The organism is Nonomuraea sp. NPDC050790 (assembly GCF_044456745.1).
Lineage (GTDB): Bacteria > Actinomycetota > Actinomycetes > Streptosporangiales > Streptosporangiaceae > Nonomuraea.
Genome location: NZ_JBITGF010000008.1, coordinates 297,001 through 323,579 on the forward strand (window position 1 = coordinate 297,001; position 26,579 = coordinate 323,579).

Below are 26,579 nucleotides of genomic sequence, written 5' to 3' on the forward strand. Positions count from 1 at the left end.
GCCGCAAATTGCAAATCGTTGACAGTTGACGATTCTGGGAGAGAAGCTCCTTCCAACCACCCCCCGACCGAGGGAGCAGCATGAAGATCAAGGACATCCGGGCCGGCGTGCACACCACCTCCATCGAGGTGCCGCTGCTGGAGGGCCGGGTCGTCGGGTACGGCAGGGCCGAGCAGAAGGAGTTCGTCTTCTGCGAGGTCGAGACCGACGAGGGCCTGACCGGCGTGGCCATCACCGGGCACTTCCTGGCCAGGTCCGTCGTCGCCGCCCTGGAGCACCACTTCCTGCCGATCGTCACCGACCTCGACCCGCGCGACGTGGAGGCCGTCCACCAGCGCGTCTGGCAGAAGCTCAACCCGCGCACGATGACCGGCGTCGTCTCCAGCGCCCTGTCGCTGCTGGACATCGCCCTGTGGGACATCGCCGGCAAGCACGAGGGCCGCCCGGTGTCGGCCCTTCTCGGCGGAGCCCGTACCTCCTTGCCGGTCTACGTGACGTTCGGCTTCCCGCAGTACGACCGCGACCAGCTCGCCGAGGCCGCCCGCCTCCAGGTGGCGGCCGGGTTCACCGCGCTGAAGATGGTCGTCGGCGTGGACGAGGGCGGCTGGCGCGAGGACGTCCGCCGGATCCGCGCCGTGCGCGAGGCGGTCGGGGGCGACGTGGATCTCATGATCGACGCCAACTACCTGTTCACCCCGACCGAGGCCAAGTACCTGGCCCGCGCCGTGGAGGACTGCCACCTGACCTGGTTCGAGGAGCCGCTGCACCAGAACGACGCCCGCGCCCTGGCCGACCTGCGCGAGCACACCTCGATCCCGCTGGCCGCCGGGCAGATGGAAGGCCACCGCTGGCGTCTGCGCGAGCTGGTCGAACGCCGCGCCGTGGACATCCTGCAGCCCAACCCCTGCTACTGCGGCGGCTTCACCGAGGCCCGCAAGGCCGCCCACCTGGCCCAGATCTACAACCTGCCGATCGCGCACGGCGGCGGCTGGCCGCTGTTCAGCATGCACACCCTCGCCGGGCTGATGAACGGCTGGATCCTCGAATGGCACCTCGGCATGGGCCAGGTGGGACAGCAGCTCTTCCCCGGCTCGCCCGTCCCCGAGGCCGGGAAGATCACGCTCTCCGGCCGGCCGGGGCTCGGCCTCGACGTCGACCGCGAGGCGCTCCGCGACACCCTGGTGCGGTAGTCATGCGGGCATTGGCGCGCAACACCAGCATGCAGGTGCTCGTCGCGGCCATCGCCGCCGCCGTCTTCGGGCTGCTGTGGCCGGAGACCGGAGCCCAGCTCAAGCCGCTGGCCGATGTCTTCATCGCGCTCATCAAGCTGGTGATCGCGCCTGTGGTGTTCCTGGTCGTGGTCAGCGGCATCGTCTCGGCCGGCAACCTGAAGTCGGTCGGCAGGATCGCGCTCAAGGCGATCGTCTACTTCGAGATCGTCACCACGCTCGGCATGCTCATCGGCCTGGCCGCGGTCAACCTCCTGCAGCCCGGCGCCGGGGTCGCGCCGCCGGCCGGCGCCTCGGAGGAGCTGACCGACTACGTCAAGGGCGGCACCGAGCGCACCTTCACCGACTGGCTGACCCACATGGTGCCCGACAACGCCGTCGGCTCCTTCGCCACCGGCGAGGTCCTCCAGGTGCTGATCTTCGCCGTGCTGTTCGCCCTGGCGCTGCTCGCCCTGCCGGCGGAGGTGGGCGAGCCCATCGCCCGCGGCTGCACGCGCCTGGCCGAGGTGTTCTTCAGCATGATCCGCTTCATCATGTACCTGGCGCCGATCGGCACCTTCGGCGCCGTCGCGTACACCGTCGGCAAGTACGGCCCCGAGACCCTGACCGCGCTCATGAAGCTCGTCGGCGTCTCCGTCCTGGCGCTGGCCGTCTTCATGCTGGTCGTGCTGGTCCCGGTCTGCCGCATGGCCGGGTTCTCCTTCCTGCGCCTGGTCCGCGCGCTGCGCCGCGAGCTGTACATCGTGCTCGGGACCTCCTCCTCGGAGTCGGTCATGCCGCAGCTCATGGCCCGCCTGGAGGAGTTCGGCTGCAAGCGCTCGGTGGTCGGGCTGGTCGTCCCGACCGGCTACTCCTTCAACCTCGACGGCGTCGCCGTCGTCATCCCCATCTGCGTCGTCTTCATCGGCCAGGTGTACGGCGTGCCGCTCAGCCTCGGCGACCAGTTCCTGCTGTTCCTGGTCTTCCTGGTGCTGTCCAAGGGGACCGCCGGGGTCACCGGGTCGGCGTTCGTGACGCTGGCCAACACCGTGGCGGCGGTACGGCTGGTGCCCATCGCCGGCCTGGCCCTGGTGCTGTCGGTCGACCGCTTCCTGTCCCTGATCAGGGCCGTCACGAACGTGCTCGGCAACGCCGTGGCCGCGGTCGTCGTGGCCCGGTGGGAGGAGGGCGGCCTCGACCGCGAACGTTTCGAGCAGACCATCGGCAACCCACGCAAGGAGAAGGTCCATGCCGCGGATCACCGCGATTCATGAGGCGACGATCCCGATCAGCTCGTCCATCGCCAACGCCTACATCGACTTCAGCCGCATGGACTGCTCCGTGGTGGCGATCGTCAGCGACGTCGTGCGCGAGGGCCGCCCGCTGGTCGGCTACGGCTTCAGCTCCAACGGCCGCTACAGCGCCGGCGAGATCATCCGCCGCCGGGTCGCGCCCCGCCTGCTCGAAGCCGACCCCGAGAGCCTGCTGACCGACGACGGCCGCACGCTCGACCCGGTCAAGGCGCTGCCGATCATGACCGGCGGCGAGAAGCCGGGCGGCCACGGCGAGCGCTCGGTCGCGGTCGGCGTCCTCGACATGGCCCTGCACGACCTGGCCGCCAAGATCGAGGACGAGCCCCTCCACCGGTGGCTGGCGCGCCGCCACGCCCTGGGCGAGCCGGACGAGTCGGTCTTCGTCTACGCCGCCGGCGGCTACTACGCCCCCGGCAAGACGCTCAAGGACCTCCAGGAGGAGATGCGGCGCTTCCTCGGCCTCGGCTACACCACCGTCAAGATGAAGATCGGCGGCGCCTCCCTGGCCGAGGACCTGCGCCGCGTCGAGGCCGTCCTCGACGTCGTGGACGGCGCCCACCTGGCCGTGGACGCCAACGGCCGCTTCGACCTCGCCACCGCCCTGGCCTACGGCGCCGCCCTGGAGCCCTACGGCCTGGCCTGGTACGAGGAGCCGGGCGACCCGCTCGACCACGCCCTGCACGCCACGCTGGCCGAGCAGTACCCGGGGCCGCTGGCCACCGGCGAGAACCTCTTCTCCCTCCAGGACGCCCGCAACCTCCTGCGGTACGCGGGCATGCGCCCCGACCGCGACCTCATCCAGATCGACCCGGTCCTCAGCTACGGCCTGGCCGAGTACCTGCGCATCCACGCCATGCTCAGGCAGTACGGCTGGTCGCCCCGGCGGTGCGTCCCGCACGGGGGACACCAGTTCGCCCTGCACATCGCCGCCGCGCTCAAGCTGGGCGGCAACGAGTCCTATCCCGGGGAGTTCGAGCCCACGGGCGGCTTCGCCGACGACACCGTCATCGAGAACGGCCGCCTGCGCCTGCCCGACCTGCCCGGCATCGGCTTCGAGAACAAGGCCAAACTCCTCCAGGTCTTCCACTCCCTCCACACCTGAACAGACCGACCGAGGGCGTGGGAAACCCGGCCAGCGGGATGCGGGAATCTGCTGGCCAGGGGCCGAGGGGAACCGGCCGACGCGGGCGCGTAGCGAGCTGGCCAGCGGGATGCGGGGAGCCTGCTGGCCGGGGCACAGGGAAGCGGCCGACGCGGGCGCAGGGAAGCGGCCGACGCGGGCGCAGGGAAGCGGCCGGCGGGGCGGGCGTTGCGGCGGCCCGCCCCGCACGCTGGACGACCGTGCCCCTGGACGGGGCCCAGCCACGTGCGGAGGGTGGGGGTGGGCGTGGCTGGGCCGTAACGGATGGGGGTAGGAAAGGCGGGTCAGAGGGAAAGGGCCGGCCAGTCGGCGGCGTCGCGGAGGAGCTGGCGGTCGTGGGTGGCGAGGACCACGGCCGCGGCCGTCGCCCGCAGCGCCTGCGTGAGCTCCTCCACCAGCGCCATCGACAGGTGGTTGGTCGGCTCGTCCAGCAGCAGCACCTGCGGCCGCGAGGCCAGCAGCATCGCCAGGTCCAGCCGCCGCTGCTGGCCGATCGACAACTGCGCGACCGGCAGGTGCGCGGCCTGCGCCGGCAGCAGCCCGAGGCTTGACAGCCCCACCCGCTCCCCCTCCGCCAGCACCCCGGTGCTGACCAGCCGCGCCATCGCCGCCTCGAACACCTCGTAGGCCGGCCGCCGCGACGGCTCGGGCGACTCCTGCGACAGCAGCCCGACCCGCCCGCCGCGCTGCACGCTGCCCGCGTCGGGTTCGAGCCGCTGAGCGAGTACGGCCAGCAGCGTCGACTTGCCCGCGCCGTTCGGACCGGTCACCACGAGGCGCTCGCCCGCGCGCAGGTGCACCGACACCGGAGCGCGCAGCCGCCCGGCCACCTCCACCCCGTCGGCGCGCAGCAGCGTCACCCCGGGCGGGGCGGACAGCGGCGGCGCCTGGAAGCGCATCGGCGGCTTCGGCACGTCCAGCACCTGCGCCTCCAGCGCCTCCTGCCGACGGTGCACCGCGCGCACCAGCGCGGGCGCCCGGGTGGCGCGCGTGTGCTTGCCGGTGCCCTTGTCCGGGCGCCAGCCGGTGCTCAGCCGGTTCTGCGCGGCCGACAGGTCGTCGGACAGGCGCCGGCGTTCGCTTTGCTGGTCGCGGTAGTCGGACTCCCAGCGCTCGCGCTCGGCCCGGTGTCCCTCGCGGTAGCCCTCGTAGCCGCCGCCGTAGGTGCGGGGGCGGCCGTCGCGGGTCGGGTCGAGGTCGAGCACGGTGGTGACGACGTCGCCGAGCAGCGCGCGGTCGTGGCTGACCAGCACGACGCCGCCCGGGTGCTCGCGCAGCCGGGCGGTCAGGTAGTCCAGGCCCGCAGCGTCGAGGTGGTTGGTCGGCTCGTCGAGCAGCAGCAGGTCGTGCCCGGCGCCGAGCAGGCAGGCCAGGCGGATCCGGTAGCGCTGCCCGACCGACAGCCCGGCCAGCGGCCTGCTCCGGTCGTCGACCGCACCGAGCGCGGCCAGCGAGACGTCCACGCGCCGGTCGGCCTCCCACGCGCCGATCGACTCGGCGTCGGCCAGCGCGCGCTCGTACTCCTGCTCGGCCCCGGGACGTCCCTCGGCCAGCGCGGCCGTGGACTCCTCGAACGCGGCCAGCACCCGGCGTACCTCGGCGAGTTCGACGTCGATCAGGTCGCCGACGGTGCGGTCGTCGCCGACGGGCATCTCCTGGTCGGCCACGCCGATGGAGCCGGTCCTGCTGACCTCGCCCGCGTCCGGCGCCAGAACACCGGCCAGGACCTGCAGCAACGTGGTCTTGCCACGGCCGTTCTCACCGACCACGCCCAGGCGTTCACCTGGCGAGACCGTGAGGTCGACCCCGACGAGGACCTGCCTGCCGCCGCGCGTGACGCGAAGATCGGTAGCGCTCAGATGGGCGCGGGCGCGCACGGAAAGGGTGGACACACTTCCTCCAAGAACGGGGCATCGCCCCGTGAAAAGAAACGGACGGCGGATACGCCTCGCCGCGCCCGGGGCCGCTCATGGGGCCGCGTCGGGCGTAGTCGGGGGCTTGGCGCCGTCCCTCTTAGAGGAAGTAGTAATAGTGCATGTGAACAGGCTATCGGATGCGTCGGCGTGCGCGCCGCTCAATTTCCGGTACGGCCCTGCGGCGGGTACGGCGGCGCACCGCGGCGGCTCCCCCGAGCGCCAGCGCCCCCACCCCCGCCCACAGCAGCGCCCCTCCCGGAGCCCCCCGCTGCAGCCCGACCTCCCCCTGGCCGGGCTGGGTCCGCACGGCCGTCGGCCGGACGTACCGGCCGTCGTCGGCCGAAGCCGGGCCCGCGGCCACCCCGAACGCCACGGTGAACCCGGTCAAAGCGGCGGCGATCCCACGCATCTGCGGCCCCCATCGGTGATCCACTTCCCCTGACCACCTACCGCCGCAAGACCCAACGTAAGACCCGACTCGGGGCTACGGGGTGTAAATCTCCTGCACCCGGACGATCTTCCCCTTGTAGACGGTGATCAGCGCGGGACGCTCGTACTGCTTGGCCCGCTTGACCAGCACCGGCCGCGAGCAGCTCTTGTTGCCGAGGCCGGTCCTGCGGTTCACGGTCATGTTCTGCATGGACGCCTTGCAGCCGAACGCCGACAGGTACGTCACGTTCTTCGCGATCGGCGAGGCGTAGGCCATCACGTCACCCTCCGGCGGTCCCACGAAGTGGCCCTCGGTATGGGTGCCCTTCTTCCACTTGATCGGCTCGTACTCGGCCTTGTCGCCGCTGACGTGGGTGATCCAGCCGCGCAGGATGCCGTCGCGGCGGGAGTGGACGCCCTTGGTGAAGTCGTGGCCGGGGTCGGCCTGGAAGGTGGTCCCGAAGATCTTGGGCGCCTTGAACTTGGGAATCGCCCCGGCCGTGGCGGGCACCGTGATGGTGACCTGGGCGCCGGCGTGGGCGGTGCTGACGAAGGACAGGGCCATGGCGGCAGCGGCGCCACCGGCCAGCAGGTATCGGGTCGAAGTCTTCACACGATCTACGATCCCGGATCCGCCACCCGGGTTCGCGCTGCGCCACGTGACACACGTCACACCCCCGGAGGCGCGAAAAAGGGGGCGCCGTGGTCGGGTGGCGCCCCCTGCTGCTCTGCCTGATGACCGCTACAACGGCGAGGAGCCGTCGTCGACGTCGCCGTCCGGGCCCGTCGGCGGGCCGGTCGGGGCGTCGTCGGGCTCGGTCGCGGCGGGGGGCGTCGCCGGTGCGGCCGGGAGGACGCGCTCCAGGCGTGCCCCCGTCAGCCGCAGGAACTTGCGGTTCTCCCGGTTGCGGTCCAGCACCGCCACCTCGAGCTGCGCCACCGGCGGCCGCTCCCCGCCGGGCTCGGTCAGCGCCACCAGGGCGACCTCCAGCGCGTCGGCCAGCGGCATCGCCTCGCGGTAGCGCTCCTTGAGGCGGCCGGAGACCGCCTCGGCCTGGCCGCCCATCACGGTGAAGCCGTGCTCGTCGAAGACCGAGCCGTCGAAGGTGAGCCGGTAGATGGCGTCGCCGTCGGAGGTGTCGCCGACCTCGGCCACCACGACCTCGACCTCCAGCGACTTGATCGACTCGGTGAAGATGCGGCCGAGGTTGGAGGCGTAGAGGTTGGCCAGTCCGCGGCCGGTCACGTCGGAGCGGTCGTAGGTGTAGCCGTTGATGTCGGCGTAGCGGATGCCGCCCAGCCGCAGTTCTTCGAACTCGTTGTAGCGCCCGACCGCGGCGAAGCCGATCCTGTCGTAGATCTCGCTGATCTTGTGCAGCGCCCGCGACGGGTTGGGCGCGACGAACAGGATGCCGTCCTCGTACTGCAGCACGACGACCGAGCGACCTCGCGCGATGCCCTTGCGCGCGTAGTCCGCCTTGTCCCGCATGATCTGCTCAGGGGAGGCATATCCAAAAGGCATGGACACCGCAGGTGTTTCCTTTCTAGCGCAGCGGGGCGATGGGGCCGTCAGGCGAGATCAACCGGGCTTCGAGCATCCGCTCGACGTATCCGGAGACCTCCTCGTCGGTGAGCTGGCGGAACCCGTTGGTGTCGATCACCGCCACCATCGGCCAGATCTTCCTGGTCACGTCGGGGCCGCCGGTCGCCGAGTCGTCGTCGGCCGCGTCGTAGAGCGCCTGGATGAGCGTCATCACGGTGTCGTCGGCGCTCGCGCCGTCGCGGTAGAGCTTCTTCAGCGACCCCCGGGCGAAGATGGAGCCGGAGCCGATCGCGTCGAAACGCTCCCTCTCGTACGGCCCGCCCGCCACGTCGTAGCTGAAGATGCGCCCCTCGTCCTTGTCGGGGTCGTAGGCGGCGAACAGCGGCACCACCACCAGACCCTGCATCGCCATGCCGAGATTGCCGCGGATCATCGTGGCCAGGCGGTTGGCCTTGCCGTTGACGGAGAGCGTGCGGCCTTCCATCTTCTCGTAGTGCTCCAGCTCCACCCGGTAGAGCCTGGCCATCTCGATGCCGGTGCTGGCGGTGCCGGCGATGCCCATGACGGAGTAGTCGTCGGTGCGGAACACCTTCTGCACGTCGCGCTGCGAGATCATGTTGCCTGAGGTGGCCCTCCGGTCACCGGCCATGACCACGCCGCCCGCGAACGTGGCCGCCACGATCGTCGTGGCGTGCGGAACCTGGTCGCCGATCGGGGTGGCCAGGACCTCGCCGCGTACCGGGAGCAACTCCGGCGCGTGCGAGCTGACGAACTCGGTGAACGACGAACTCCCCGAGTTCCGGAAAAATCGATCAACCAAGCCGGCGGGCATATCCCTGTGCGATGCCACGCGACTCCTTCCCCAATCGTCACTACCTCTAGCCAGACCCTACTCATGTTGCGTTGCCCCATGCACTTCCCACGATCAGCTCAGGGCGAACCGTTCACCAGATCGTTTCTTTACGCCCGAGACGGGTCGTGCGATTGTCGGTATGTCTGCACGTCCTCAACTGGAGGCCGACATGCGACCTGTGCTCATCGGCGCCGCCCTCCTCCTGGCCCTCGCCGCGTGCGGCACAGGACAGCCGTCCGCGCCCGGGAGCGTGACCCTCACGATCGCCGCCAACTCGATCTCCGGCGGCAAGAACTCCGAGAGCGCCGACTGGATCAAGAACTGGGTGATCCCCGAGTTCGAGCGGTCCCATCAGAACGTCAAGGTGCTCTTCCAGCCGAGCGGCGTCGAGGACGAGCAGTACAAGACGAAGATCGCCCTGGACCTCAAGTCGAGGACCGGCGCCGACGTGATCGACGTGGACGGCATCTGGGTGGGCGAGTTCGCGCAGGCCGGCTACATCAAGCCGCTGGCGGAGGTGGGCGGGTCCACGGTGGACGGCTGGGAGGGCTGGTCACAGATCCCGCAGGCCGTACAGGGGCTCGGGATCTTCGACGGCAAGAGGTACGCGCTCCCGCAGGGCACCGACGGCCGGGTGCTGTTCTACAACAGGACGCTGTTCAAGAAGGCCGGGCTGCCGGAGCCGTGGCAGCCGAAGAGCTGGCAGGAGATCATCGACGCCGGGACCAGACTGAAGGCGGCGGGGGTGCCGGCGCCGATCCAGATCAACGCGGGCACCGCGATGGGCGAGGCCACGACGATGCAGGGCGCGCTGCCGCTGCTGACCGGCGCGGGCTCGGAGATCTACACCACCGGCAAGTGGACCGGCGCCTCCCAGGCGATGAAGGACGTGCTCGGCTTCTACCAGCAGATCTACTCCAAGGGCCTGGGCGACCCCAAGCTGCAGCAGGAGGCCAAGGGGCGTGACAAGTCCTTCGCCCAGTTCGCCGAGGGCAGGATCGCGATCCTGGCGGAGAGCGACTACTTCTGGCGTTCGGTCATCGAGCCGAAGGCGGGCGTGGCGCCCATGGCCGATCGCGACGCGGTCGTCGGCTACGCCAAGATCCCGGCCAGGCAGCCGGGCGGCGGCATCCGCGGCCAGGACTTCGTGTCGATGTCCGGCGGCGCGGTGCGGGTGCTCAACCCCTTCTCCAAGAACCCCAAGCTGGCCTGGGAGCTGCTGGCGTTCATGCACTCGGCGGCGGCCACGAAGTCGCAACTGGCCGGGCAGGTGCGCATCAGCGCGCGTGACGACGTCAACGACGAGGTGCTGACGGCCGACCCGATGCTGCGCTACATCGCCGAGGAGGTCCTGCCGATCACCGCCTACCGGCCGCCGCTGGCGGTCTATCCGCAGGTGTCGATCGCGCTGCAGGAGGCCACGGCCGCGGTGGTGTCGGGCTCATCGCCGGACGAGGCGGCCGGCGCGTACCAGGGGAAGCTGGAGCGGCTGGTCGGCGGCGCGGCCAACATCGCGGGATGACGAGCGATGCCGCCGGGCTCGGGCGGGCCAGGGCCACCGCGTTCGTGCTGCCCGCGCTGGTGCTCATCGCGGTCTTCCTCGTCTTTCCCGCGCTCTGGACGATCTACCTGGGGCTGACGGACTACCGGCTGACCGGGCTCCAGGCGGCCGATCCGCGAGTGGTCGGTCTGGACAACTACGCCTACGCGCTCGGCGACCCGCGCTTCCTGACCTCGCTGTGGCTGACCGTGGCCTACGTGGGCGGCTCGGCCGTCATCGGGCAGGCCGGGCTCGGCTTCGCGCTGGCGTGGGTGCTGCGCGCCCGCCGCGGGGCGCTGCGCCGGGTGGTCGAGGGCGTGGTGCTGCTGTCCTGGATCCTGCCCTCGACCGTGGTGGGGTTCCTGTGGTTCGCGCTGCTCGACCGCACCGACGGCACGCTGAACGCGCTGCTGGGCACGCCGGAGTTCGCGTGGCTGCTGGACCATCCGCTGCTGTCGATCATCGTCTTCAACACCTGGCGGGGGACGGCGTTCTCGATGATGCTGTACTCGGCGGCGCTGGAGAACGTGCCGCCCTCGCACCTGGAGACCGCCCGGCTGGCCGGCGCCAACGTCTTCCAGCAGCTGCGCGACGTGGTCTTCCCGCTCATCCGCCGGCACGTGCTGACGAACCTGCTGCTGATCAGCCTGTGGACGTTCAACGACTTCACGCCGTTCGTGCTGACCGGCGGCGGGCCCGAGGGCCGCTCGGAGATCCTGCCGGTCTACGTCTACAACATCGCGCTGCGTGGCGGCGAGCTCGGTGTGGGGGCCGCGGTCTCCTTCCTCATCCTGCTGATCAACCTCGTCTTCGCGCTGGCGTACCTGCGGCTGCTGCGCGGCAGGCGGCGGCAGGCGGCCACGGCCGCGGCGGGAGGTCCGCCGGCATGATCAGGCACACGGTCGGCAGGCTCGTCTCGACGGTGTTCATCGCGGTCGTGCTGGCGTTGTTCGCGCTGCCGATGCTGTGGCTGGCGGCGGCGCCGTTCGACGCCTCGCCCACGATCACCACGTCGGTGCCGGAGTTCACGCTGGCCAACTTCGCCGCCATTCTCGACAACCCCTACGCGCTGGGCTCCATCGGCAACTCGCTGATCCAGGGCGGGGGTGCCGCGGTGCTGGTCGTCGTGCTGGCCGCGCTGGCGGCGTACGCGCTGTCGCGGGTGCCCGTGCCGGGCCGGGACGTGCTCCTCTACCTGCTGCTCCTGCTGTCGTCCGTGGTCACGGGCACCGCGGCGATGGTCCCGATCTTCGAGCTGGCCACCCGGCTCAACCTGATCGACACCCATCTGGGCGTCATCCTGGTCGTCTCCGGCGGCCTGCTGCCCGCGGCGATCTTCATTCTCAAGGACTTCATGGACGAGACGCCCACCTCGTACGAGGAGTCCGCGAGGGTCTTCGGCGCCTCGCCGCTGCAGATCCTGCGGCACATCACCGTCCCGCTGGTCCGCCCCGGCCTGGCCACCATCGGCGTGTGGGCGCTGGCCAGCGTGTGGGGCGGGTTCCTGTTCCAGTTCATCCTGCTGCGCGACCCGGCGAAGTCGCCGGGCTCGGTGATCCTCTACACCCTCTACACCGAGGGCGGCGCGCCCAAGCTCGACCTCATCTCGACGTTCTCGCTGCTCTACTCGCTGCCGGTCGTGGCCATGTACCTGTTCGTCTCCCAGCGGTACGGCTTCCGCTTCCACGGAGGTATCAAGCGGTGATCTCGCTGCACGCCCTGACCAAGGTGTTCCCCGGCGGCGTGCGCGCCCTGGACGGGATCGACCTGACGGTCGCCGACGGCGAGTTCTTCGCGCTGCTCGGCCCGTCGGGCTGCGGCAAGACGACGCTCCTGCGCACGATCGCCGGCCTGGAGACCCCCACGTCAGGAAACATCCGGATCAACGCGGCGGACGTCACCCGCCTGCCCCCGGGCCGCCGCGACGTCGCCATGGTCTTCCAGGACTACGCGATCTTCCCCCACATGGACGTCACCGACAACATCGCCTACCCGCTGCGCATCAGGAAGGTCCCCCGCGCCGAACGTGTGCGCAAGGCCGCCGAGGTGGCCCGCCGCCTGTCGCTGGCCGACCTGCTGCACCGCCGTCCCTCGCAGTTGTCCGGCGGCCAGCAGCAGCGGGTGGCCCTGGCCCGCGCGATCGCCTGCCATCCGGCCGCGTTCCTGTTCGACGAGCCGCTGTCGAACCTCGACGCGCGCCTTCGCCTGGAGGCGCGCACATTCCTCAAGCGGCTGCAGCGCGAACTGGCCGTGACCACGGTGTTCGTCACCCACGACCAGGCCGAGGCGCTGGCGCTGGCCGACCGCATCGCCGTCATGTCGGCCGGTCGCATGGTCCAGATCGGCACCCCCGCCGAGGTCTTCCAGCGCCCGTCCACCACGTTCGTGGCCTCCTTCATCGGCTCCACCCCCATGAACCTGCTGCCCGGCACCAACACCGGCGGCGCGCTGCGCGTCGCGGGCGCCGTCCGCGCCGCTCCCGCCGGTCTCGGCGAGGGCGACGAGATCGTCTACGGCGTGCGGCCCGAATACATGCGCCTGTCGGAGACCGAGCGCCAGGACGGCATTCCCGGCACCGTGGCCGTGCTGGAGAACCTGGGCACCGGCGTGCTGGTCACGCTCGAGTCCGGTGACCATCTCGTCCAGGCGGTGGTGCCCGAGGGCAGCGAGCCGGCGCTGGGGGCGCGGCGCTGGGCCGTACCGGATCGGTCGCTCGTCTACCGCGACGGCGCGCTGCTGGCCTGAGCCCGAGCGCTCCTGGCCGTGTGCTCCAGGATCGCCGGGACGACCTCGTCCCAGGTGCGGCGGGGGAAGATCTCGTGCCCGACGCCCTCCAGCACCCTCACGCGCGCCCCCGAGATCGCCTCGGCCAGCGCCTGCCCGTGTCCCGGCGGGAACAGCGGGTCGTCGCCGCCCTGGAAGACCAGCACCGGCGTGGCGATCTCGCCGAGCCGCCCGCGCCAGGGCGTGCCCGCGTCGATGAGGAACGGGTTGGTGAGCTGGGCGGCCAGGTTCGGGGTGCGGTCCACGACGCGCCCGGCCATCACCCGCTGCGCCGCCTCGTCGAAGACGGCCCCGGCGTAGGGGCGCTCGCCCTCGACCAGGTAGCCGAGCACCGCCTCGCGGTCGGACCAGTCGGGCTCCCGCTGCTCCTCGGCGAACAGGGCCAGGATCTTCTCCGCCATCGGCGGCAGGTCGGCGTACTCGTGGCCGGGGCCGCCCGGGGTGGCGCCGGTGAGGGTGAGCGAGGCGACGCGGCCGGGGTGGCCGAGCGCCAGCAACTGCGCGACCGCGGAGCCCTGCGACATGGCCACGAGGTGGGCCCGCTCCAGGCCGAGCGCCTCGATGAGCGCGGCGGCGTCAGCCACGAGGTCGTTCAGGCCGTAGCCGGGCTCGCCCGCCGGGTAGCTCGTCGAACGGCCGGCGTCGCGGCTGTCGAAGCGCACCACCTGCCGCCCGCCCGCGACGAGCGCGGCGACGAAGTCGTCCTCCCAGGCCACCAGCGACTGCCCGGCGCCGTGGAGCAACAGGATCGCCGGGTCGCCGTGGGCGCCGCTCGTCTCGACGTTCAGCTCGATCCCGTTGACGGCCAGCTTCCGTTCCATGGCATTTCCTCCCGCAAGTTCGTTACGTGTAACGAAAGGCTAGCCCAAGATCCGTTACATGTCACTAGACTGTGGGGGTGACCGAGATGAGCGACGCAGCCGCGATCGCGGCGTGGGAGTCCTACCGCCGCCTGCGCCTGCACGTCGACGCCGAGATCGCCCGCGACCTCGAGCGCGCGAGCGGCCTGTCGATGGCCGACTACGACGTGCTGGCGGCGCTGAGCGCGCTGTCGGACGGCGAGCACTGCATCCGCGTGCGCGGCCTCACCGAGCACCTGCACTGGGCGCACAGCCGCCTGTCGCGCCAGCTCGGCCGCATGGAGCGGCGCGGGCTCGTCGCCCGCGAGAAGTGCGAGCTCGACGGCCGCGGCGAGGACGTCGTCCTGACCGAGGAGGGCCGCCGCGCGCACGACCGCGCGGCCCCTGCCCACCTCGACGCGGTACGCCGCCACTTCACCGGAGCCCTCTCCCCCGGCCAGTTGGCCGCCTTCACCGCGGTCGCCCGGAGCCTCGCTCCATAACGATTGGGAACACCCTGGCGGCATCCACCTTTGCTCGGCGTGCCCGCGGGACGACGATAAGCACATGCGAGCAAGCGGCATCGCCCTGGGTTCCCAGGCCGGCCGGGTGCTGACGCTCCTGCGCGAGTGGCCCGGCCTCCAGGCGACAGCCCCCTACTGCACATGCGGCGTCGGCGTGGCCGCCGGCACCTGCCAGATCCTGCACCTGCACGCCGACGACGACGCCGAACTCCGCCTCACCCGCCCGGCGATCTGCCGCATGTACCCGGCCCTGGCCGGGACCGAGCGGATCGTCTTCGGGCGCAGCGAGGACTGGATCGGCATCCGCCTCGACACCGAACACGACACCGACCTTCTGCTCACCCTTCTCAGCGTGGCCATCAAGGCCTGCGACCGCGGCGAGTGCCGCCAGGCGGTCACCCCGTGCTCGGCCGTCCTGCGCGGCGACGAGCCGATCCGCCTGCCGGCCCGGACCGTCCCGGCCTGACCTCCGCCGCCCTGCCCGCGCCACCGTAAGGTGGTGCGGGATACTGGGCTGGTGGCCGTCAGGGACTGGATCCTGCACCTCGACCTCGACTCCTTCATGGCGTCGGTCGAGATCCTGCGCCATCCCGAGCTGAAGGACCGGCCGGTCATCGTCGGCGGCAACGGCGATCCGACCGTCCCGCGCACGGTCGTGGCCACCGCCTCCTACGCCGCCCGCGAGCACGGCGTCCACTCCGGGATGCCCATGCGCACGGCCCTGCGCAGGTGCCCGGACGGCGTGTTCCTGCCCAGCGACATGCCGGCCTACGAGGCCGCCTCCGCCCAGGTCATGGAGATCCTGCGCGGGTTCCCGATCACGCTGGAGGTGTGGGGGCTGGACGAGGCGTTCATCGGCGCTCACACCGGCGACCCGTTCGCCCTGGCCCGCTCCCTCCAGCGGGCCGTCACCGAGGGGACCGGCCTGACCTGCTCCATCGGCATCGGCGACAACAAGCACCAGGCGAAGCTGGCCGCCCAGTTCCGCAAGCCGGAAGGGGTCTCCCGGCTCACCACCGAGGAGTGGGAGGAGGTCATGGGCGGGCGGCCCACCACGGCGCTGTGGGGCATCGGCGCCAAGACCGCCAAGAAGCTCGCCGACCTCGGCCTGCACACCGTCGCCGACCTGGCCGCCGCCGACCCCGCCGGGCTGGCCGGGCGCTTCGGCCCGACCAACGGCCCCTGGCTGCGCTACCTCGCGCTCGGCAAGGGCGAGACGAGCGTGAGCGACACCCCGTGGGTGCCGCGCGGCCACAGCCACGAGAGCACGTTCACGACGAACCTCACCGATCCGGCCGACGTCCGCGAGCACGTCGCCGCCTTCGCCCGCCGCCTGGCCGCCGAGGCGGCCGAGGAGGGCAGGACGGTCATGCGGGTCACGGTCAAGGTGCGCTTCGCCCCGTTCGTCACCCAGACCCGGCAGACCAAGCTCGCCGCCGCCACCACGGACCCGGCGCCCATCGAGGCCGCCGCCCTGGCCGCCCTCGACCGCTTCGTCCTGGACCGTCCGGTGCGGCTGCTGGGCGTCGGCGTGGAGTACGTCAGCCGCTGAGGCGCAGGTGACGGGCGGTGTGGGTGTCGGCCGAGTCGATCATGGCCTGCGGGGTGCCGGTGAAGACGACCTGGCCGCCGTCGTGTCCCGCCTCGGGTCCCAGGTCGATGATCCAGTCGGCGGCGCGTACCACGTCGAGGTTGTGCTCGATGACGACCACGGTCGAGCCGTCGTCCACCATGCGGTTCAACAGCGCGACGAGGTGGTCGATGTCGGCGAGGTGCAGGCCCGTGGTCGGCTCGTCCAGGATCAGGGTACGGCCCGGCGCCGCCAGTTCGGCGGCCAGCTTGAGCCGCTGGCGTTCGCCGCCTGACAACGAGGTGAGGGGCTGGCCCAGGGTGAGGTAGCCGAGGCCGACGTCGGCCAGGCGGGTGAGGGTGTCGCGTACCTGCTTCTGGGGGAAGTGCTCCCCGGCCTGGGTGACGCTCATCTCGAAGACGTCGGCGATCGAGCGGCCGCCGACCGTGTGCCGCTGCGCCTCCGGGGTGAAGCGGCGGCCCCGGCAGGTCTCGCAGCGCGTGGTGACGCCCTCCATGAACGCCAGGTCGGTGTAGATGAGGCCGGTGCCCTCGCAGTCGGAGCAGCCGCCGGTCGAGTTGGGGGTGAACAGGCCCGGCGGGCGGCCGGTGGCGCGGGCGTAGATCTGGCGGATGGAGTCGAGCAGGCCGGTGAACGTGGCCGGGCTGGAGCGCCGCGAGCCGCGGATCGGCCGCTGGTCGATCACGACGGCGTCGGGGGCGGCGGCGGGCAGGTGGCCGAGGATGAGGCTGCTCTTGCCGGAGCCGGCCACGCCGGTGACGACCGTCAGCACGTCGCGGGGGACGCGGACGGTGATGTCGCGCAGGTTGTTCGTGGCCGCGTGCTCGATGACCATCCAGTCGGTGACCGGGCGGGGTTCGCCGTGCTTGGCCCGGTCCGCGCGCAGGCCCGCGCCGGTCGGCGTCCCGGCCTCGCGCAGTCGGGCGTACGTGCCCTCGAACACCACGCGCCCGCCCGCGCCGCCGGCGCCGGGGCCCATGTCGACGCAGTGGTCGGCGATCGCCATGATCTCGGGGGCGTGCTCGACGACGATCACCGTGTTGCCCCGGTCGCGCAGGGCCAGCAGCATCGTGGCGAGCGTGTCCACGTCGCGCGGGTGCAGGCCGACGGTCGGCTCGTCGAAGACGTACAGCATGTCGTTCAGGGCGCTGCCCAGGTGGCGCACCATCTTGACGCGCTGCGACTCGCCGCCCGACAGCGTCGAGGTGGCGCGGCCGAGGCTCAGGTAGCCCAGCCCGAGCGTGACCATCCGGCTCAGGTGCTCCCGCAGCACGGCCACCAGCGGCGCCACCTCGGGCCGGTCGAACTCTCCCAGCAGGGCCAGCAGGTCGTCGATCTGCATCGCGTTGCAGTCGGCGATCGAGCGCCCGCCGACCAGGCTGGCCCGCGCGGGCGCGGCCAGCCGGGACCCCGCGCACTCGGGACAGGGCCGCCTGGCCACGATCCGCTCGAACGCGGCCCGCTGCGCGCCCTTGAGCGACTCCGGCTCCTTCTGCAGGTAGATGCGGCTGAACCTGGACATCACGCCCTCGTAGGCGGTGCCGACGGCGTCCATGCCCGCCGGGGGCTTCAGCGTCCCCGGGGGCGTGTGGAGAAGGATCTCGCGTTCCTCCGCGGTGTAGTCGCGGATCTTCTTGTCGACGTCGAAGAAACCCGAGCGCGCGTACGCCTTCCACATCCACTGGCCGGGCGCGAACGCCGGGAACGTGATGGCCCCCTCCGCCAGCGACAGGTCCTCGTCCACGAGTTCCGACTCGAGGACCGTGGCCGCCACCCCGAGCCCCTGGCAGCGCGGGCACATCCCGGCGGGGTCGTTGAAGCTGTAGGCGTTGGAGTAGCCCGCGGGCGGCTCGCCGAGCCTGGAGAACAACAGCCGCAGCCGTGCCCCGATGTCGGTCGCGGTGCCTACGGTCGAGCGCGGGCCGCCGCCGAGCCGCTTCTGGTCCACGATGATCACCGCGGAGAGGTTCTCCAGGTGGTCCACGTCCGGCTGGCCGTAACTGGGCAGCCGGCCCTGCGCGAAGGCCGAGAACGTCTCGTTGAGCTGGCGCCCCGACTCCGCCGCGAGCGTGTCGAACACCAGCGAGGACTTGCCCGACCCCGACACCCCGGTGACGACGGTCAGCTTGCGCTTGGGGATGTCGACGGCGACGTTCTTGAGCGTGTTCTCCCGCGCGCCGCGCACCCGGATCATCTCGCTCATCGGCTCAGCCCCTGGAACGCGCGGACCGCCAGCGGGCAGAACACCGCGGCCAGCACCAGCGGCGCCGCCAGCGCGACCAGCAGCGCGTGGTCGGCCGCCCAGGTCAGGCCCTGGAGGTGGACGCCGGTGAACAGTTCGCGCACGGCGCTGGCCGTGGCCGCCAACGGGTTGTGCTCGGCGATCGCACCCAGCCACGGCGGCATCGTGGACGGCTGCACGAACACCGTCGACAGGAACCCGATCGGCCACGACAGCAGTTGCACCGCCCCGACCGCCTCGGGCGAGCCGGCCCGCAGCCCCGCCCACACGCCGACCCACAGCAGCCCGAACCGCAACCACAGCAGCAGTCCGTACGCCGCCAGCGCGGGCGCGATGCCGTTCTCCCACCGCCAGCCCAGGGCCAGCCCCGCCAGCGTGATCACCACGAGTTCCACGGCCGAGGTCAGCATGTCCGCCAGCACCCGGCCGAGCAGCACCGCCCCGGGCGAGATCGGCAGCGACCGGAAGCGGTCGGTGACGGTCCTGGTCGCGTCGGTGGTGACCGCGATCATCGTGGTCTCGATGCCGGACAGCATCGTGAACGCCAGCACGCCCGGGATCACGAACAGGATGTACTGCCCGGCGCTGCCCGCGATCGCGCCGCCGAGCAGCCCGCCCATCAGCAGGATGACGAGCACCGGGAAGAACACCTGAACCGCGAAGCCGACCGGCCTCGCCCGCCAGTGCCGCAGAGTACGGCCGGCCAGGATCACCGCCTCCCGCCAGACGTGGGTGCGCGCGGGCGCCGTCGAAATCGTCGTGGTCATGAGGCCGCCACTCCCTGGTGCAGATGCAGGTAGACGTCTTCGAGCGTTGGCTCGCGCAGCTCCATGCGGGGCTCGCCGACGAGCTTCTTCAGGTCGCCGGGCGTGCCCTCGGCGATCACCCGGCCTTCGCGCAGGATCACCACGTCGTCGGCCAGCGCGTCGGCCTCCTCCAGGTATTGAGTGGTCAGCAGCACCGTCGTGCCCGCGGCGGCCAGCTCCCTGACCGAGGACCACAGCTCGCGCCGCGCCTGCGGGTCCAGGCCGGTGGTGGGCTCGTCGATGAACAGCACCGCCGGGGTGGTGATCAGCGAGGTCGCCAGGTCGAGCCGCCTGCGCATGCCGCCGGAGAACGAGCCCACCGGGCGCCTGCCCACCTCGCCCAGGCCCGCCGTACCCAGAAGCTCGCCCGCCCGGTCGCGGGCGTGGCGGCGGCCGAGCCCGGCCAGCCGGCCGAACAGCTCGAGGTTCTCGCGGGCGCTCAGCACCTCGTCGAGCGCGGCGTACTGGCCGACGAGCCCGATCGAGGCCCGCACCCGCGTGCCCTCGGCCCGCACGTCCCAGCCCGCGACCTGGACGGTGCCCTCGTCCGCCCTGGTCAGCGTGGTCAGGATGCGGATCATCGTGGTCTTGCCCGCCCCGTTGCCGCCGAGCAGGGCGCAGACGCGGCCCGCCCGGACGGTGAGGTCGACCCCGTCGAGGGCGGGACGTTCGTTGCCCGGGAAGTGCTTGCGCACCCCTCTGGCGAAGATCGGTGTCATGGTGCCCTCCCATCGTTTTGGACAATGTATAATACATCGTAAATCGATGGGAGCGGAGAATGGCGAAGAGAGCGGAACGGCCCGGCGACCCGATCAAGCTGATCGGCCTGCTGTGGAAGCCCACCGAGGCGGTCAGCAGATCCGGGCTCACCCCCAGACGCGTCACCGGCGCGGCCATCGCGGTCGCCGACGCCGAGGGCCTCGACGCGCTCACCATCCGCCGGGTCGCCGGTGACCTCGGGGTGAGCCCCATGGCCCTGTACCCGCACGTCGCCGGCCGGGCCGAGCTCATCGAGCTGATGCTGGACGCCGTGGCCGCCGAGGTCTACGCCACCGGCCCGCTCCCCGCCGAGGCGGCGGCCTGGCGGGCCAGGATCGAACGCGTCGCCCAGGCCAACTGGGACCACCACATGGCCCACCCGTGGACCGTGGACGTCGCCCCGGGGCGTCCCGTGCCGGGGCCGGGGGTGTCGGGCAAGTACGAGGCCGAACTGGCCGCGCTGGACGGCCTCAGGCTGGGCGACATCGAGATGGACCAGACGCTCACGGCGGTGCTGGGTCTGGTGTCCAGCGCGGCGCGGGGGGTGATCTCGATGCGGCGGGTGTGGCAGGAGAGCGCGCTGACGGATGTGCAGTGGTGGGAGAACGTGGGCCCGGCCTTGGCCTTGGCGATGGCCGGGGTGTCCTATCCGGTGGCACAACGTGTCTCGACCACGGTCGGCGAGACCACCGGCATGGCCACCGACCCCGAGGGAGCGTTCCGCCTGGGCCTCACCATGCTGCTGGACGGCCTGGCCCTCCGCATCACCTGACCCCGGTCACCGGCGTACCGCGCCTGGGCCACCTCCGAACGGCCGCCGCGCCTTCGGCCCCGTGCGCCGCCGGAGCGCGACGGCGCGGAGTGAAGGGTGGCGGCGGGAGCGTGAGGGTTTTGAGCAGGAGACGCGAGCGCGGAGGCGTGGGCGCTGGTGGTGGGGTGGTCAGGGGAGGATTTCGTCGTCGGCGTGGGTGGCGAACTGGGCGGAGCGCACCTCGGCGATCCGTTCGTAGCGGGCGATGCGGTCCGTCCACTCGGCGTCCACCCCGAACGCCACCTGGGCGAAACCCACCTGACTGATGGCCTCCGGCAGCCCGGGGTCGCCCGGTGCGTACGCGCGCTCGCCCACCTGGACCATGTGCGGTGCTAGGAACTCCTCCCGGCCCAGCCGCGCCCGCGCGTGCACCGCCGCCCCGATCGCCACCACCGCGCCCGCGCCGATCTCCGCCTCCTGGAGGAGGGTCACCCCGGTCGCCAGGTACGCGCACCGCTCCACCCGGCAGCCCAGCAACGTCGCCTGGGGCCCGACGAACACATGGTCACCGAGGCTCACCCCGCCGCGCAGCACCGCGTTCTCGCAGATGATCGAGCACTCCCCCACCTCGATCGCCGCGTCCTCCGCGTCCAGCACCGCCCCGTACATCACCCGAGCCCGCGGCCCCACCCGCACCTGGCCGACCAGGGTCGCGTTCGGCGCGACGTAGGCGGACTCATCGACGACCGGCTCGAACCCACGATGACGAATACGCATAGGTCTCATCATGTCCAGCAGACTTCATGGCCTCACCTCGGCCGACCGCAAGGTCCGAAACCCGCCGGAAAGACACCCACAGCGGGGACCTCGCCCGCCAGACCAGCCGGTTTCCGGTGGAGCAGTCGGTGTCCGGTGGAGCGGCTGGGCTCCGGTGGTGCGGCTGGGCTTCGGTCGTGCGGCTGGGCTCCGGTGGAGCGGCTGGGCTTCGGTCGTGCGGCGGGGCGCTCTCAGGGACGGGCTGACGGTTGGCGCGGCGTCCGCCTGGGCAGGCGGGCGCGCGCTCGAAGTCGTCTTTGGGTCATGCCGTGGTCAGCCCATCCCCGGTGGACCTGTCCCGAACGTGCTCCTCCCCGATCTCCACGGACCTCACGCGCGCCCGTGCCGCGATCTCGGCCGGCGGCGTCGGCGGCCTCGCGCAAGGCCCCCTCCCTCGCGCGGTGACTCCCATGACCCGGCAGGCACATCACAGTCCCGGGCATCGATCACCTCGCGAGGGCGTTTCCACCCTTTACTAGCTGTTTGCCCCTACTGGCCGCCCTTTTGGACATAGGAGCGCACAAATTCCTCTGCATTCTCTTCGAGGACTTCGTCGATCTCGTCCAGGATCGCATCGACATCGTCCGTGAGCTTCTCCTGCCGCTCCTGGACGTCGGCGGACGCGGAAGCCTCGGTCTCCTCGACCTCGTTCTCGCGCCGCCCGGCCTGCTTCTGGCCGCCGGTGTCCTTCGTCGCCATGTCCTACCTACCTCCGGTTGGGGGACTGCCTCTAAGCCATATCTTCCCCGAACCGAGCGACATTTCGCGTCCAGCACCCCGCGATCTTCGCCCGACCCGGAACCTCTGCTCCACCCTACGTAAACACGAGCCCGGCGCGACGGGTCAGCCCTCCCGGCCAGCACAGGGGATGCCGGCACTCCGGTAGTGGTGAAAACCGCCGCACCGGCCGCCCAGAGCCGCGGGCCGACCGGCTGAAAGAAGCTACGGACCGATCGGGGGAACGGAACTACGGGCCGCTCGGGGGGAGCAGCCAAGGGCCGACCACGGGTGGGGGGTGGGGCGCCCGTCCGCGTGCCGGCGGGGCGGGCGTGACGGCGGCCGGCCGCGCGCGGCCTGCCTGCCGTCTTCCTGGAATGTCCTCAGCCCCGTACGGCGGGTGGCGGTGGGGGCGGCTTGCCGTAACGGATGGGAGGAGAGATCCGCAACCTGACGCGGGGCTAGTCGCCGCCGGTGAGGGCGGCGACCAGGTCGGCGGCGGTGCGGCAGCGGTCGAAGAGCTCGCCGACGTGGGCCTTGGTGCCGCGCAACGGTTCCAGGGTGGGGACGCGCTGCAGGCTCTCGCGGCCCGGGATGTCGAAGATGACCGAGTCCCACGACGCCGCCGCCACCGACTCGCTGTACTGGCGCAGGCAGCGGCCGCGGAAGTACGCGCGGGTGTCGTTGGGCGGGTTCTCGACGGCGCGCTGGACGTCTTCCTCGGTCACCAGGCGCTGCATGCGGCCCCTGGCGACCAGCCGGTTGTACAGGCCGCGGTCGGGGCGGATGTCGGAGTACTGCAGGTCGACGAGCTGCAGGCGCGGGTGGGACCAGGCCAGGCCGTCGCGGGTGCGGTAGCCCTCCAGGAGTTCGAGCTTGGCGACCCAGTCGAGTTCGCGCGAGAGCTGCATCGGGTCGTCGGCCAGGCGGGTGAGGACGGACTCCCAGCGGTCGAGGATGTCCTTGTTCATCTCGTCCTGGGCGGTGCCGCGCTCCTCGACGTACTTCCTGGCCTGCTCCAGGTACTCCATCTGCAACTGGATGGCCGTCAGCTTGCGGCCGTCGCGCATGGCGATCTCGTAGCGGCAGGTGGGATCGTGGGAGACCGCGCGCAGCGCCTGGACGGGGTTGTCGACGGCGAGGTCGCGGGTGAGGAAGCCGTCCTCGATCATGGCGAGGACGAGCGCCGTGGACCCCAGCTTCAGATATGTCGAAATTTCCGACATGTTGGCGTCGCCGATGATCACGTGCAGGCGGCGGTACTTCTCCGGGTCGGCGTGCGGCTCGTCGCGCGTGTTGATGATGGGGCGCTTGAGGGTCGTCTCCAGCCCCACCTCGACCTCGAAGAAGTCGGCGCGCTGGGAGATCTGGAAGCCCTCGCCGCGCGAGTCCTGGCCGATGCCGACCTTGCCCGCCCCGGTCACGACCTGCCGCGAGACGAAGAACGGCGTCAGATGACGCACGATGTCGGCGAACGGCGTGGCCCGGCGCATCAGGTAGTTCTCGTGGCAGCCGTAGCTGGCGCCCTTGGCGTCGGTGTTGTTCTTGTAAAGCTGGATCGGGGCGTTCGTGGGGATCGCGGAGGCTCGGGTGGCCGCGTCGTACATGACGCGTTCTCCGGCCTTGTCCCAGATCACCGCGGCGCGGGGGTTGGTGCACTCGGGGGTGGAGTACTCCGGGTGGGCGTGGTCGACGTAGAGCCGGGCGCCGTTGGTGAGGATGACGTTGGCCAGACCGAGGTCCTCGTCGGTGAGCTGACTGGGATCGGCCACCTCCCTGGCCAGGTCGAAGCCGCGCGCGTCGCGCAGCGGGTTCTCCTCCTCGAAGTCCCATCTGGCGCGTCGCGCCCGGGCCGCGGAGGCGGCCAGGTAGGCGTTCACGACCTGCGATGAGGTCACCATCGCGTTGGCGCCTGGCTGACCTGGTACGGAAATGCCGTACTCGGTCTCGATGCCCATCACCCGACGCACCGTCATGCGCACCTCTCGTCGTCCGGCCAAATCGCTATCCGCCGTTTATATGCCCGAGCCTATGCCCTTCACAGTGCCCCAAGGCCACAGAGTTATGGCACCGACGCCTTTTCGACCTGTGTGGAGGGCGTTGCTGAGGTTCGGGATGTCTTGCGTGGTCTGAGAAGTCGCTGGACCGGACGTTCGACGCACGCGTACACCAGATAGGAGACCAAGATCGCGACGAGAGTGGTCACGAGGGCGTTCAGCCAGGGCGGCAGACCGCCCGCGAGCAGGGGGATGAGGACGACGGCCGCGGCCGAGTGGAACAGGTACAGCGGGTAGGTGGTACCGCCCAGCGCGGTCAGGAGGCGGTTCGGGCGCATCCGCAGGAGCCCGATGGCGACCAGGGCCATGACCACGAAGATCGCGGTGACGGTGAGGATGACGCCGAGGTCGGTCACCGGCATGGCCGCCGATCCGGCGGCCTTGACCCGCCGTTCGACGCGTTCGAGCGCGGCGTTGAGGGCCAGCGCCCATCCGGCGACGACGTAGAGCCAGGGCAGCCAGGCCGAGCCGCGGCGGTGGATGAGGTAGAGGGACATGCCCGCGACGAAGTAGGGGGCGTAGGCGGGCATGACGATCTCGTTGACGACCTGGTTGTCCAGGAACAGGGCGCCGGTGGCGGCGGCCAGCCAGACGCCGCCGAGGATCAGGATCCTGTTGGCGGTGATGCCGATGAGGATCATGACGGCCATGATCAGGTAGAAGCGCAGCTCGGCCCACAGGGACCAGTAGACGCCGACCGCGTCGGTGCCCTTGAACAGGCGCTGGAACATGGTGGCGTTCAGCGCGTACTCGCCGCCGGTCAGCTTGGGGTCGGGGCCCTTGAGGGCGAGCACGCCGTACAGGCCGAAGGCGACGGCGAGGCTCAGCCAGTAGGCCGGATAGAGCCGCACGAACCTGGACCGCGCGAACGCCCCCAGCCCCCTGCCCCAGGCGCTCATGAGGATCACGAACCCGCTGATCATGAAGAACAGCTCGACGCCCAGAATCCCCAGCCCGGCCAGCGGGGCGACGGCGGGGAACAGCTCGGCCGGCTGCTCACCCCACACGGACCTGAAGGCCACCAGGTAGTGGAAGGCCACTACGGCCAGCGCCGCGACGAACCGCAGCAGATCCAGTTCAGCAAGCCGCTCCGGCGCCCGACGATGCACGTGCGCTTTGACGCGCCTCGTGCGTCACTTGGTTCCCATCTGTCCCATGTGTTTCTTTCGCCCCCATATCCTTCGCCCCCAACGCCCGCCCCGTTACACCGCGCCTCTTTTCTTCTGTTACGGCTCTCTCTTCTGTTACGGCTCCCGCCACCCCACCGCCACCCGCCGCACGGGGCTGAGGACATTCCAGGAAGACGGCAGGCAGGCCGCGCCTGGCCGGCCGCCGTTACGACCGCCCAGTTGACCACCCGCCCGGACACCCCGGCCTGCCCACACGGACACCTTCGTTCCGACCCCGCGGACACCCTCAGACCGGTCCCCACGGATGCCCTCAGCCCGACTTCGCGCCCCTCAGCCCGACCCCGCGCCCGTCAGACCGGCCCTTCCGTTCCGATCACCAGGACCGTGGAGTCGGCGCCCAGCCCGAGCCGAGTCCTCGTCTCGTCATCCAGGCCCAGCAACCCCGCCAATCCCGTGGCTCCACATGGCGAGACGTTCACGCCCTCCTCGGCCATGGAGGCGGCGGCCAGAGCGGCCTGAGCGTCCGTGACGGTGATGAAGGCGTCGGCCAGGTGCTCCAGGAGCTGGAACGCCAGGAGCGAGGGCTCCAGGCAGTCCAGGCGACCCAGGTTGGTCGGTGAGCCCTTGACCCGGCGCGGCTCACCCGCCTGGACGCTCTCCAGCAGACACGGCGCACCCTCAGGCTCCACCACGACCACCACCGGCTCCTCGCCCCACCGGTCGCGCACATAGGCGGCCGCCGCCGCGGCCAGCCCGCCCACCCCCGCCTGCACGAACACATGCGTGGGCGCCACACCAGCCTCGTGCACCTCGTCGAATAGAGCGGTGTACCCACGCATGACGTCCAGGGGCACCCGGGTATAGCCGGGCCAGGAGCTGTCGGAGATGAGCCGCCAGCCGTTGCCGGTGGCTGCCTGGAGGGCGTCGGCCATGCTCTGGTCGTAGTCGGCGCCGCTACGCCGTACCTGCGCGCCGAGGTCTCGCAGCCGCTCCGCGAACTCCTCAGGCACCCCATGGCTCAGATAGACGACACAGGAGCCACCAAGCGCCCGAGCCCCGGCCGCGACGGAGATCCCGTGATTGCCCGCACTGGCACACACGAACGGCACCCGCGCCGCCACCTCCCGCAGCCGCCCCTCCCCCGCATCAGGCCCGGCCTCCTCCCCGACCACCCTGGCCACCGCGTACCCGCCACCGAGCGCCTTGAAGCTCCCCAGCCCCATGCGCCCGCTCTCATCCTTGACCAGCACCCGCCCAACCCGCTGCGCCACGGCCATCCGCGGAAGCCCGGTAAGCGGTGTGGACAGGGTGCCGAAGTGGTCACGGGCCCGCCGGGCGTGGGCGACGCCGATCAGGTCCCGGTCGATGCTGGTGTACGGCGAGCGGCCACGATTAAGCATGGCGGCCATGCTAGACACCCACCCCGCCCCCCAACACACCACACGCTCCACCCTCCCCCACCTACCAACCACGCGGTAGCGCCAAGCTCGGCCGTCCAAGCAATCCGCGGCCCAAGCAGCCCGTGGCCCAAGCAGCCCGTGGCCCAAGCAGCCCGTGGCCCAAGCAGCCCGTGGCCCAAGCAGCCCGTGGCCCAAGCAGCCCGTGGCCCAAGCAGCCCGG

The 26,579-nt window shown here is 71.3% G+C and carries 25 protein-coding genes; 11 read left to right on the forward strand and 14 right to left on the reverse strand.

Translation table 11 applies throughout. The features are described 5' to 3' along the window. The first annotated feature begins 80 nt into the window (after positions 1 to 80). The 3 genes from ACIBEJ_RS37610 to ACIBEJ_RS37620 are packed head-to-tail and all read left to right on the forward strand — an operon-like array spanning position 81 to position 3,623. Positions 81 to 1,190, forward strand: a complete 1,110-nt coding sequence (locus tag ACIBEJ_RS37610) for a mandelate racemase/muconate lactonizing enzyme family protein (protein ID WP_397187703.1) — start codon at positions 81 to 83, stop codon at positions 1,188 to 1,190. Between the two features lie 2 nt (positions 1,191 to 1,192). Beyond that, positions 1,193 to 2,482, forward strand: a complete 1,290-nt coding sequence (locus ACIBEJ_RS37615) for a cation:dicarboxylate symporter family transporter (RefSeq protein ID WP_397187704.1) — start codon at positions 1,193 to 1,195, stop codon at positions 2,480 to 2,482. Beyond that, complete coding sequence (locus ACIBEJ_RS37620) at positions 2,457 to 3,623, forward strand: mandelate racemase/muconate lactonizing enzyme family protein (protein ID WP_397187705.1); 1,167 nt, start codon at positions 2,457 to 2,459, stop codon at positions 3,621 to 3,623. The genes ACIBEJ_RS37615 and ACIBEJ_RS37620 overlap by 26 nt, the downstream gene beginning before the upstream one ends. A 323-nt stretch (positions 3,624 to 3,946) precedes the next feature. Here ACIBEJ_RS37620 and ACIBEJ_RS37625 read toward each other — a convergent pair whose 3' ends face one another. The 5 genes from ACIBEJ_RS37625 to prcB all read right to left on the reverse strand — a co-directional run bounded on the left by ACIBEJ_RS37625 (position 3,947) and on the right by prcB (position 8,382). Beyond that, positions 3,947 to 5,554, reverse strand: coding sequence for an ABC-F family ATP-binding cassette domain-containing protein (locus ACIBEJ_RS37625; protein WP_397187706.1), 1,608 nt, complete (start codon positions 5,552 to 5,554; stop codon positions 3,947 to 3,949). 154 nt (positions 5,555 to 5,708) lie between these two features. Then, positions 5,709 to 5,987: a hypothetical protein gene (locus tag ACIBEJ_RS37630; protein ID WP_397187707.1), complete on the reverse strand. Its 279-nt coding sequence runs from the start codon at positions 5,985 to 5,987 to the stop codon at positions 5,709 to 5,711. A 75-nt stretch (positions 5,988 to 6,062) separates the two neighbouring features. Continuing rightward, positions 6,063 to 6,620: a hypothetical protein gene (locus ACIBEJ_RS37635; protein ID WP_397187708.1), complete on the reverse strand. Its 558-nt coding sequence runs from the start codon at positions 6,618 to 6,620 to the stop codon at positions 6,063 to 6,065. A 129-nt stretch (positions 6,621 to 6,749) separates the two neighbouring features. After that, entirely contained in the window at positions 6,750 to 7,529 is a 780-nt protein-coding gene (prcA, locus tag ACIBEJ_RS37640; RefSeq protein WP_397187902.1) for a proteasome subunit alpha, read from the reverse strand. 22 nt (positions 7,530 to 7,551) lie between these two features. Then, positions 7,552 to 8,382 (reverse strand): proteasome subunit beta, encoded by an 831-nt coding sequence (gene prcB, locus ACIBEJ_RS37645; protein ID WP_397187903.1) that lies wholly within the window; start codon positions 8,380 to 8,382, stop codon positions 7,552 to 7,554. A 190-nt stretch (positions 8,383 to 8,572) separates the two neighbouring features. Here prcB and ACIBEJ_RS37650 point away from each other — a divergent pair, with 190 nt between their 5' ends. From ACIBEJ_RS37650 to ACIBEJ_RS37665, 4 genes are read left to right on the forward strand one after another with little or no spacing between them, the layout of a single operon-like run. Continuing rightward, positions 8,573 to 9,925 carry an extracellular solute-binding protein gene (locus tag ACIBEJ_RS37650; RefSeq protein ID WP_397187709.1) on the forward strand — a complete coding sequence of 451 codons (1,353 nt, stop codon included), beginning with the start codon at positions 8,573 to 8,575 and terminating at the stop codon, positions 9,923 to 9,925. Further along, positions 9,922 to 10,833, forward strand: coding sequence for a carbohydrate ABC transporter permease (locus tag ACIBEJ_RS37655; protein ID WP_397187710.1), 912 nt, complete (start codon positions 9,922 to 9,924; stop codon positions 10,831 to 10,833). Before ACIBEJ_RS37650 ends, ACIBEJ_RS37655 begins: the two co-directional genes overlap by 4 nt. Next, entirely contained in the window at positions 10,830 to 11,648 is an 819-nt protein-coding gene (locus ACIBEJ_RS37660) for a carbohydrate ABC transporter permease (protein WP_397187711.1), read from the forward strand. The genes ACIBEJ_RS37655 and ACIBEJ_RS37660 overlap by 4 nt, the downstream gene beginning before the upstream one ends. After that, positions 11,645 to 12,688: an ABC transporter ATP-binding protein gene (locus ACIBEJ_RS37665; RefSeq protein ID WP_397187712.1), complete on the forward strand. Its 1,044-nt coding sequence runs from the start codon at positions 11,645 to 11,647 to the stop codon at positions 12,686 to 12,688. Before ACIBEJ_RS37660 ends, ACIBEJ_RS37665 begins: the two co-directional genes overlap by 4 nt. On the opposite strand, the gene ACIBEJ_RS37670 is transcribed toward ACIBEJ_RS37665, so the two are convergent. Continuing rightward, positions 12,661 to 13,548, reverse strand: a complete 888-nt coding sequence (locus ACIBEJ_RS37670; protein WP_397187713.1) for an alpha/beta fold hydrolase — start codon at positions 13,546 to 13,548, stop codon at positions 12,661 to 12,663. The two genes, ACIBEJ_RS37665 and ACIBEJ_RS37670, sit on opposite strands and share 28 nt — an antisense overlap. 86 nt (positions 13,549 to 13,634) lie before the next feature. Between ACIBEJ_RS37670 and ACIBEJ_RS37675 the strand changes: the two genes are divergently transcribed. The 3 genes from ACIBEJ_RS37675 (at position 13,635) to ACIBEJ_RS37685 (ending at position 15,642) form a co-directional block, all read left to right on the forward strand. Continuing rightward, positions 13,635 to 14,069, forward strand: coding sequence for a MarR family winged helix-turn-helix transcriptional regulator (locus tag ACIBEJ_RS37675; protein WP_397187714.1), 435 nt, complete (start codon positions 13,635 to 13,637; stop codon positions 14,067 to 14,069). Positions 14,070 to 14,133: 64 nt separating this feature from the next. Continuing rightward, complete coding sequence (locus ACIBEJ_RS37680) at positions 14,134 to 14,556, forward strand: luciferase family protein (protein WP_397187715.1); 423 nt, start codon at positions 14,134 to 14,136, stop codon at positions 14,554 to 14,556. Between the two features lie 33 nt (positions 14,557 to 14,589). Continuing rightward, on the forward strand, positions 14,590 to 15,642 hold the full coding sequence (locus ACIBEJ_RS37685; protein WP_397187716.1) for a DNA polymerase IV: 1,053 nt from the start codon (positions 14,590 to 14,592) through the stop codon (positions 15,640 to 15,642). Here the strand turns inward: ACIBEJ_RS37685 and ACIBEJ_RS37690 are convergent. The 3 genes from ACIBEJ_RS37690 to ACIBEJ_RS37700 are packed head-to-tail and all read right to left on the reverse strand — an operon-like array spanning position 15,632 to position 19,448. Next, positions 15,632 to 17,884 carry an ATP-binding cassette domain-containing protein gene (locus tag ACIBEJ_RS37690; protein ID WP_397187717.1) on the reverse strand — a complete coding sequence of 751 codons (2,253 nt, stop codon included), beginning with the start codon at positions 17,882 to 17,884 and terminating at the stop codon, positions 15,632 to 15,634. The genes ACIBEJ_RS37685 and ACIBEJ_RS37690 overlap by 11 nt on opposite strands. Then, positions 17,881 to 18,690: an ABC transporter permease gene (locus ACIBEJ_RS37695; RefSeq protein WP_397187718.1), complete on the reverse strand. Its 810-nt coding sequence runs from the start codon at positions 18,688 to 18,690 to the stop codon at positions 17,881 to 17,883. Before ACIBEJ_RS37695 ends, ACIBEJ_RS37690 begins: the two co-directional genes overlap by 4 nt. Then, positions 18,687 to 19,448: an ABC transporter ATP-binding protein gene (locus ACIBEJ_RS37700; RefSeq protein WP_397187719.1), complete on the reverse strand. Its 762-nt coding sequence runs from the start codon at positions 19,446 to 19,448 to the stop codon at positions 18,687 to 18,689. The genes ACIBEJ_RS37695 and ACIBEJ_RS37700 overlap by 4 nt, the downstream gene beginning before the upstream one ends. A gap of 59 nt (positions 19,449 to 19,507) precedes the next feature. On the opposite strand from ACIBEJ_RS37700, the gene ACIBEJ_RS37705 reads away from it, so the two are divergent. After that, positions 19,508 to 20,260 carry a TetR/AcrR family transcriptional regulator gene (locus tag ACIBEJ_RS37705; protein ID WP_397187720.1) on the forward strand — a complete coding sequence of 251 codons (753 nt, stop codon included), beginning with the start codon at positions 19,508 to 19,510 and terminating at the stop codon, positions 20,258 to 20,260. Positions 20,261 to 20,428: 168 nt separating this feature from the next. On the opposite strand, the gene ACIBEJ_RS37710 is transcribed toward ACIBEJ_RS37705, so the two are convergent. From ACIBEJ_RS37710 to ACIBEJ_RS37730, 5 genes are all read right to left on the reverse strand, one after another. Further along, the gene (locus tag ACIBEJ_RS37710) at positions 20,429 to 21,016 is read right to left on the reverse strand and encodes a gamma carbonic anhydrase family protein (RefSeq protein ID WP_397187721.1); all 588 of its coding nucleotides are present in this window, start codon (positions 21,014 to 21,016) and stop codon (positions 20,429 to 20,431) included. A 528-nt stretch (positions 21,017 to 21,544) separates the two neighbouring features. Further along, positions 21,545 to 21,754 carry a ubiquitin-like protein Pup gene (locus ACIBEJ_RS37715; RefSeq protein ID WP_397187722.1) on the reverse strand — a complete coding sequence of 70 codons (210 nt, stop codon included), beginning with the start codon at positions 21,752 to 21,754 and terminating at the stop codon, positions 21,545 to 21,547. A 479-nt stretch (positions 21,755 to 22,233) separates the two neighbouring features. Further along, on the reverse strand, positions 22,234 to 23,748 hold the full coding sequence (dop, locus tag ACIBEJ_RS37720) for a depupylase/deamidase Dop (protein WP_397187723.1): 1,515 nt from the start codon (positions 23,746 to 23,748) through the stop codon (positions 22,234 to 22,236). Between the two features lie 86 nt (positions 23,749 to 23,834). Beyond that, positions 23,835 to 24,938 (reverse strand): acyltransferase family protein, encoded by a 1,104-nt coding sequence (locus tag ACIBEJ_RS37725; protein ID WP_397187724.1) that lies wholly within the window; start codon positions 24,936 to 24,938, stop codon positions 23,835 to 23,837. Between the two features lie 371 nt (positions 24,939 to 25,309). Then, on the reverse strand, positions 25,310 to 26,359 hold the full coding sequence (locus tag ACIBEJ_RS37730; RefSeq protein WP_397187725.1) for a diaminopropionate ammonia-lyase: 1,050 nt from the start codon (positions 26,357 to 26,359) through the stop codon (positions 25,310 to 25,312). Positions 26,360 to 26,579: the final 220 nt, after the last annotated feature.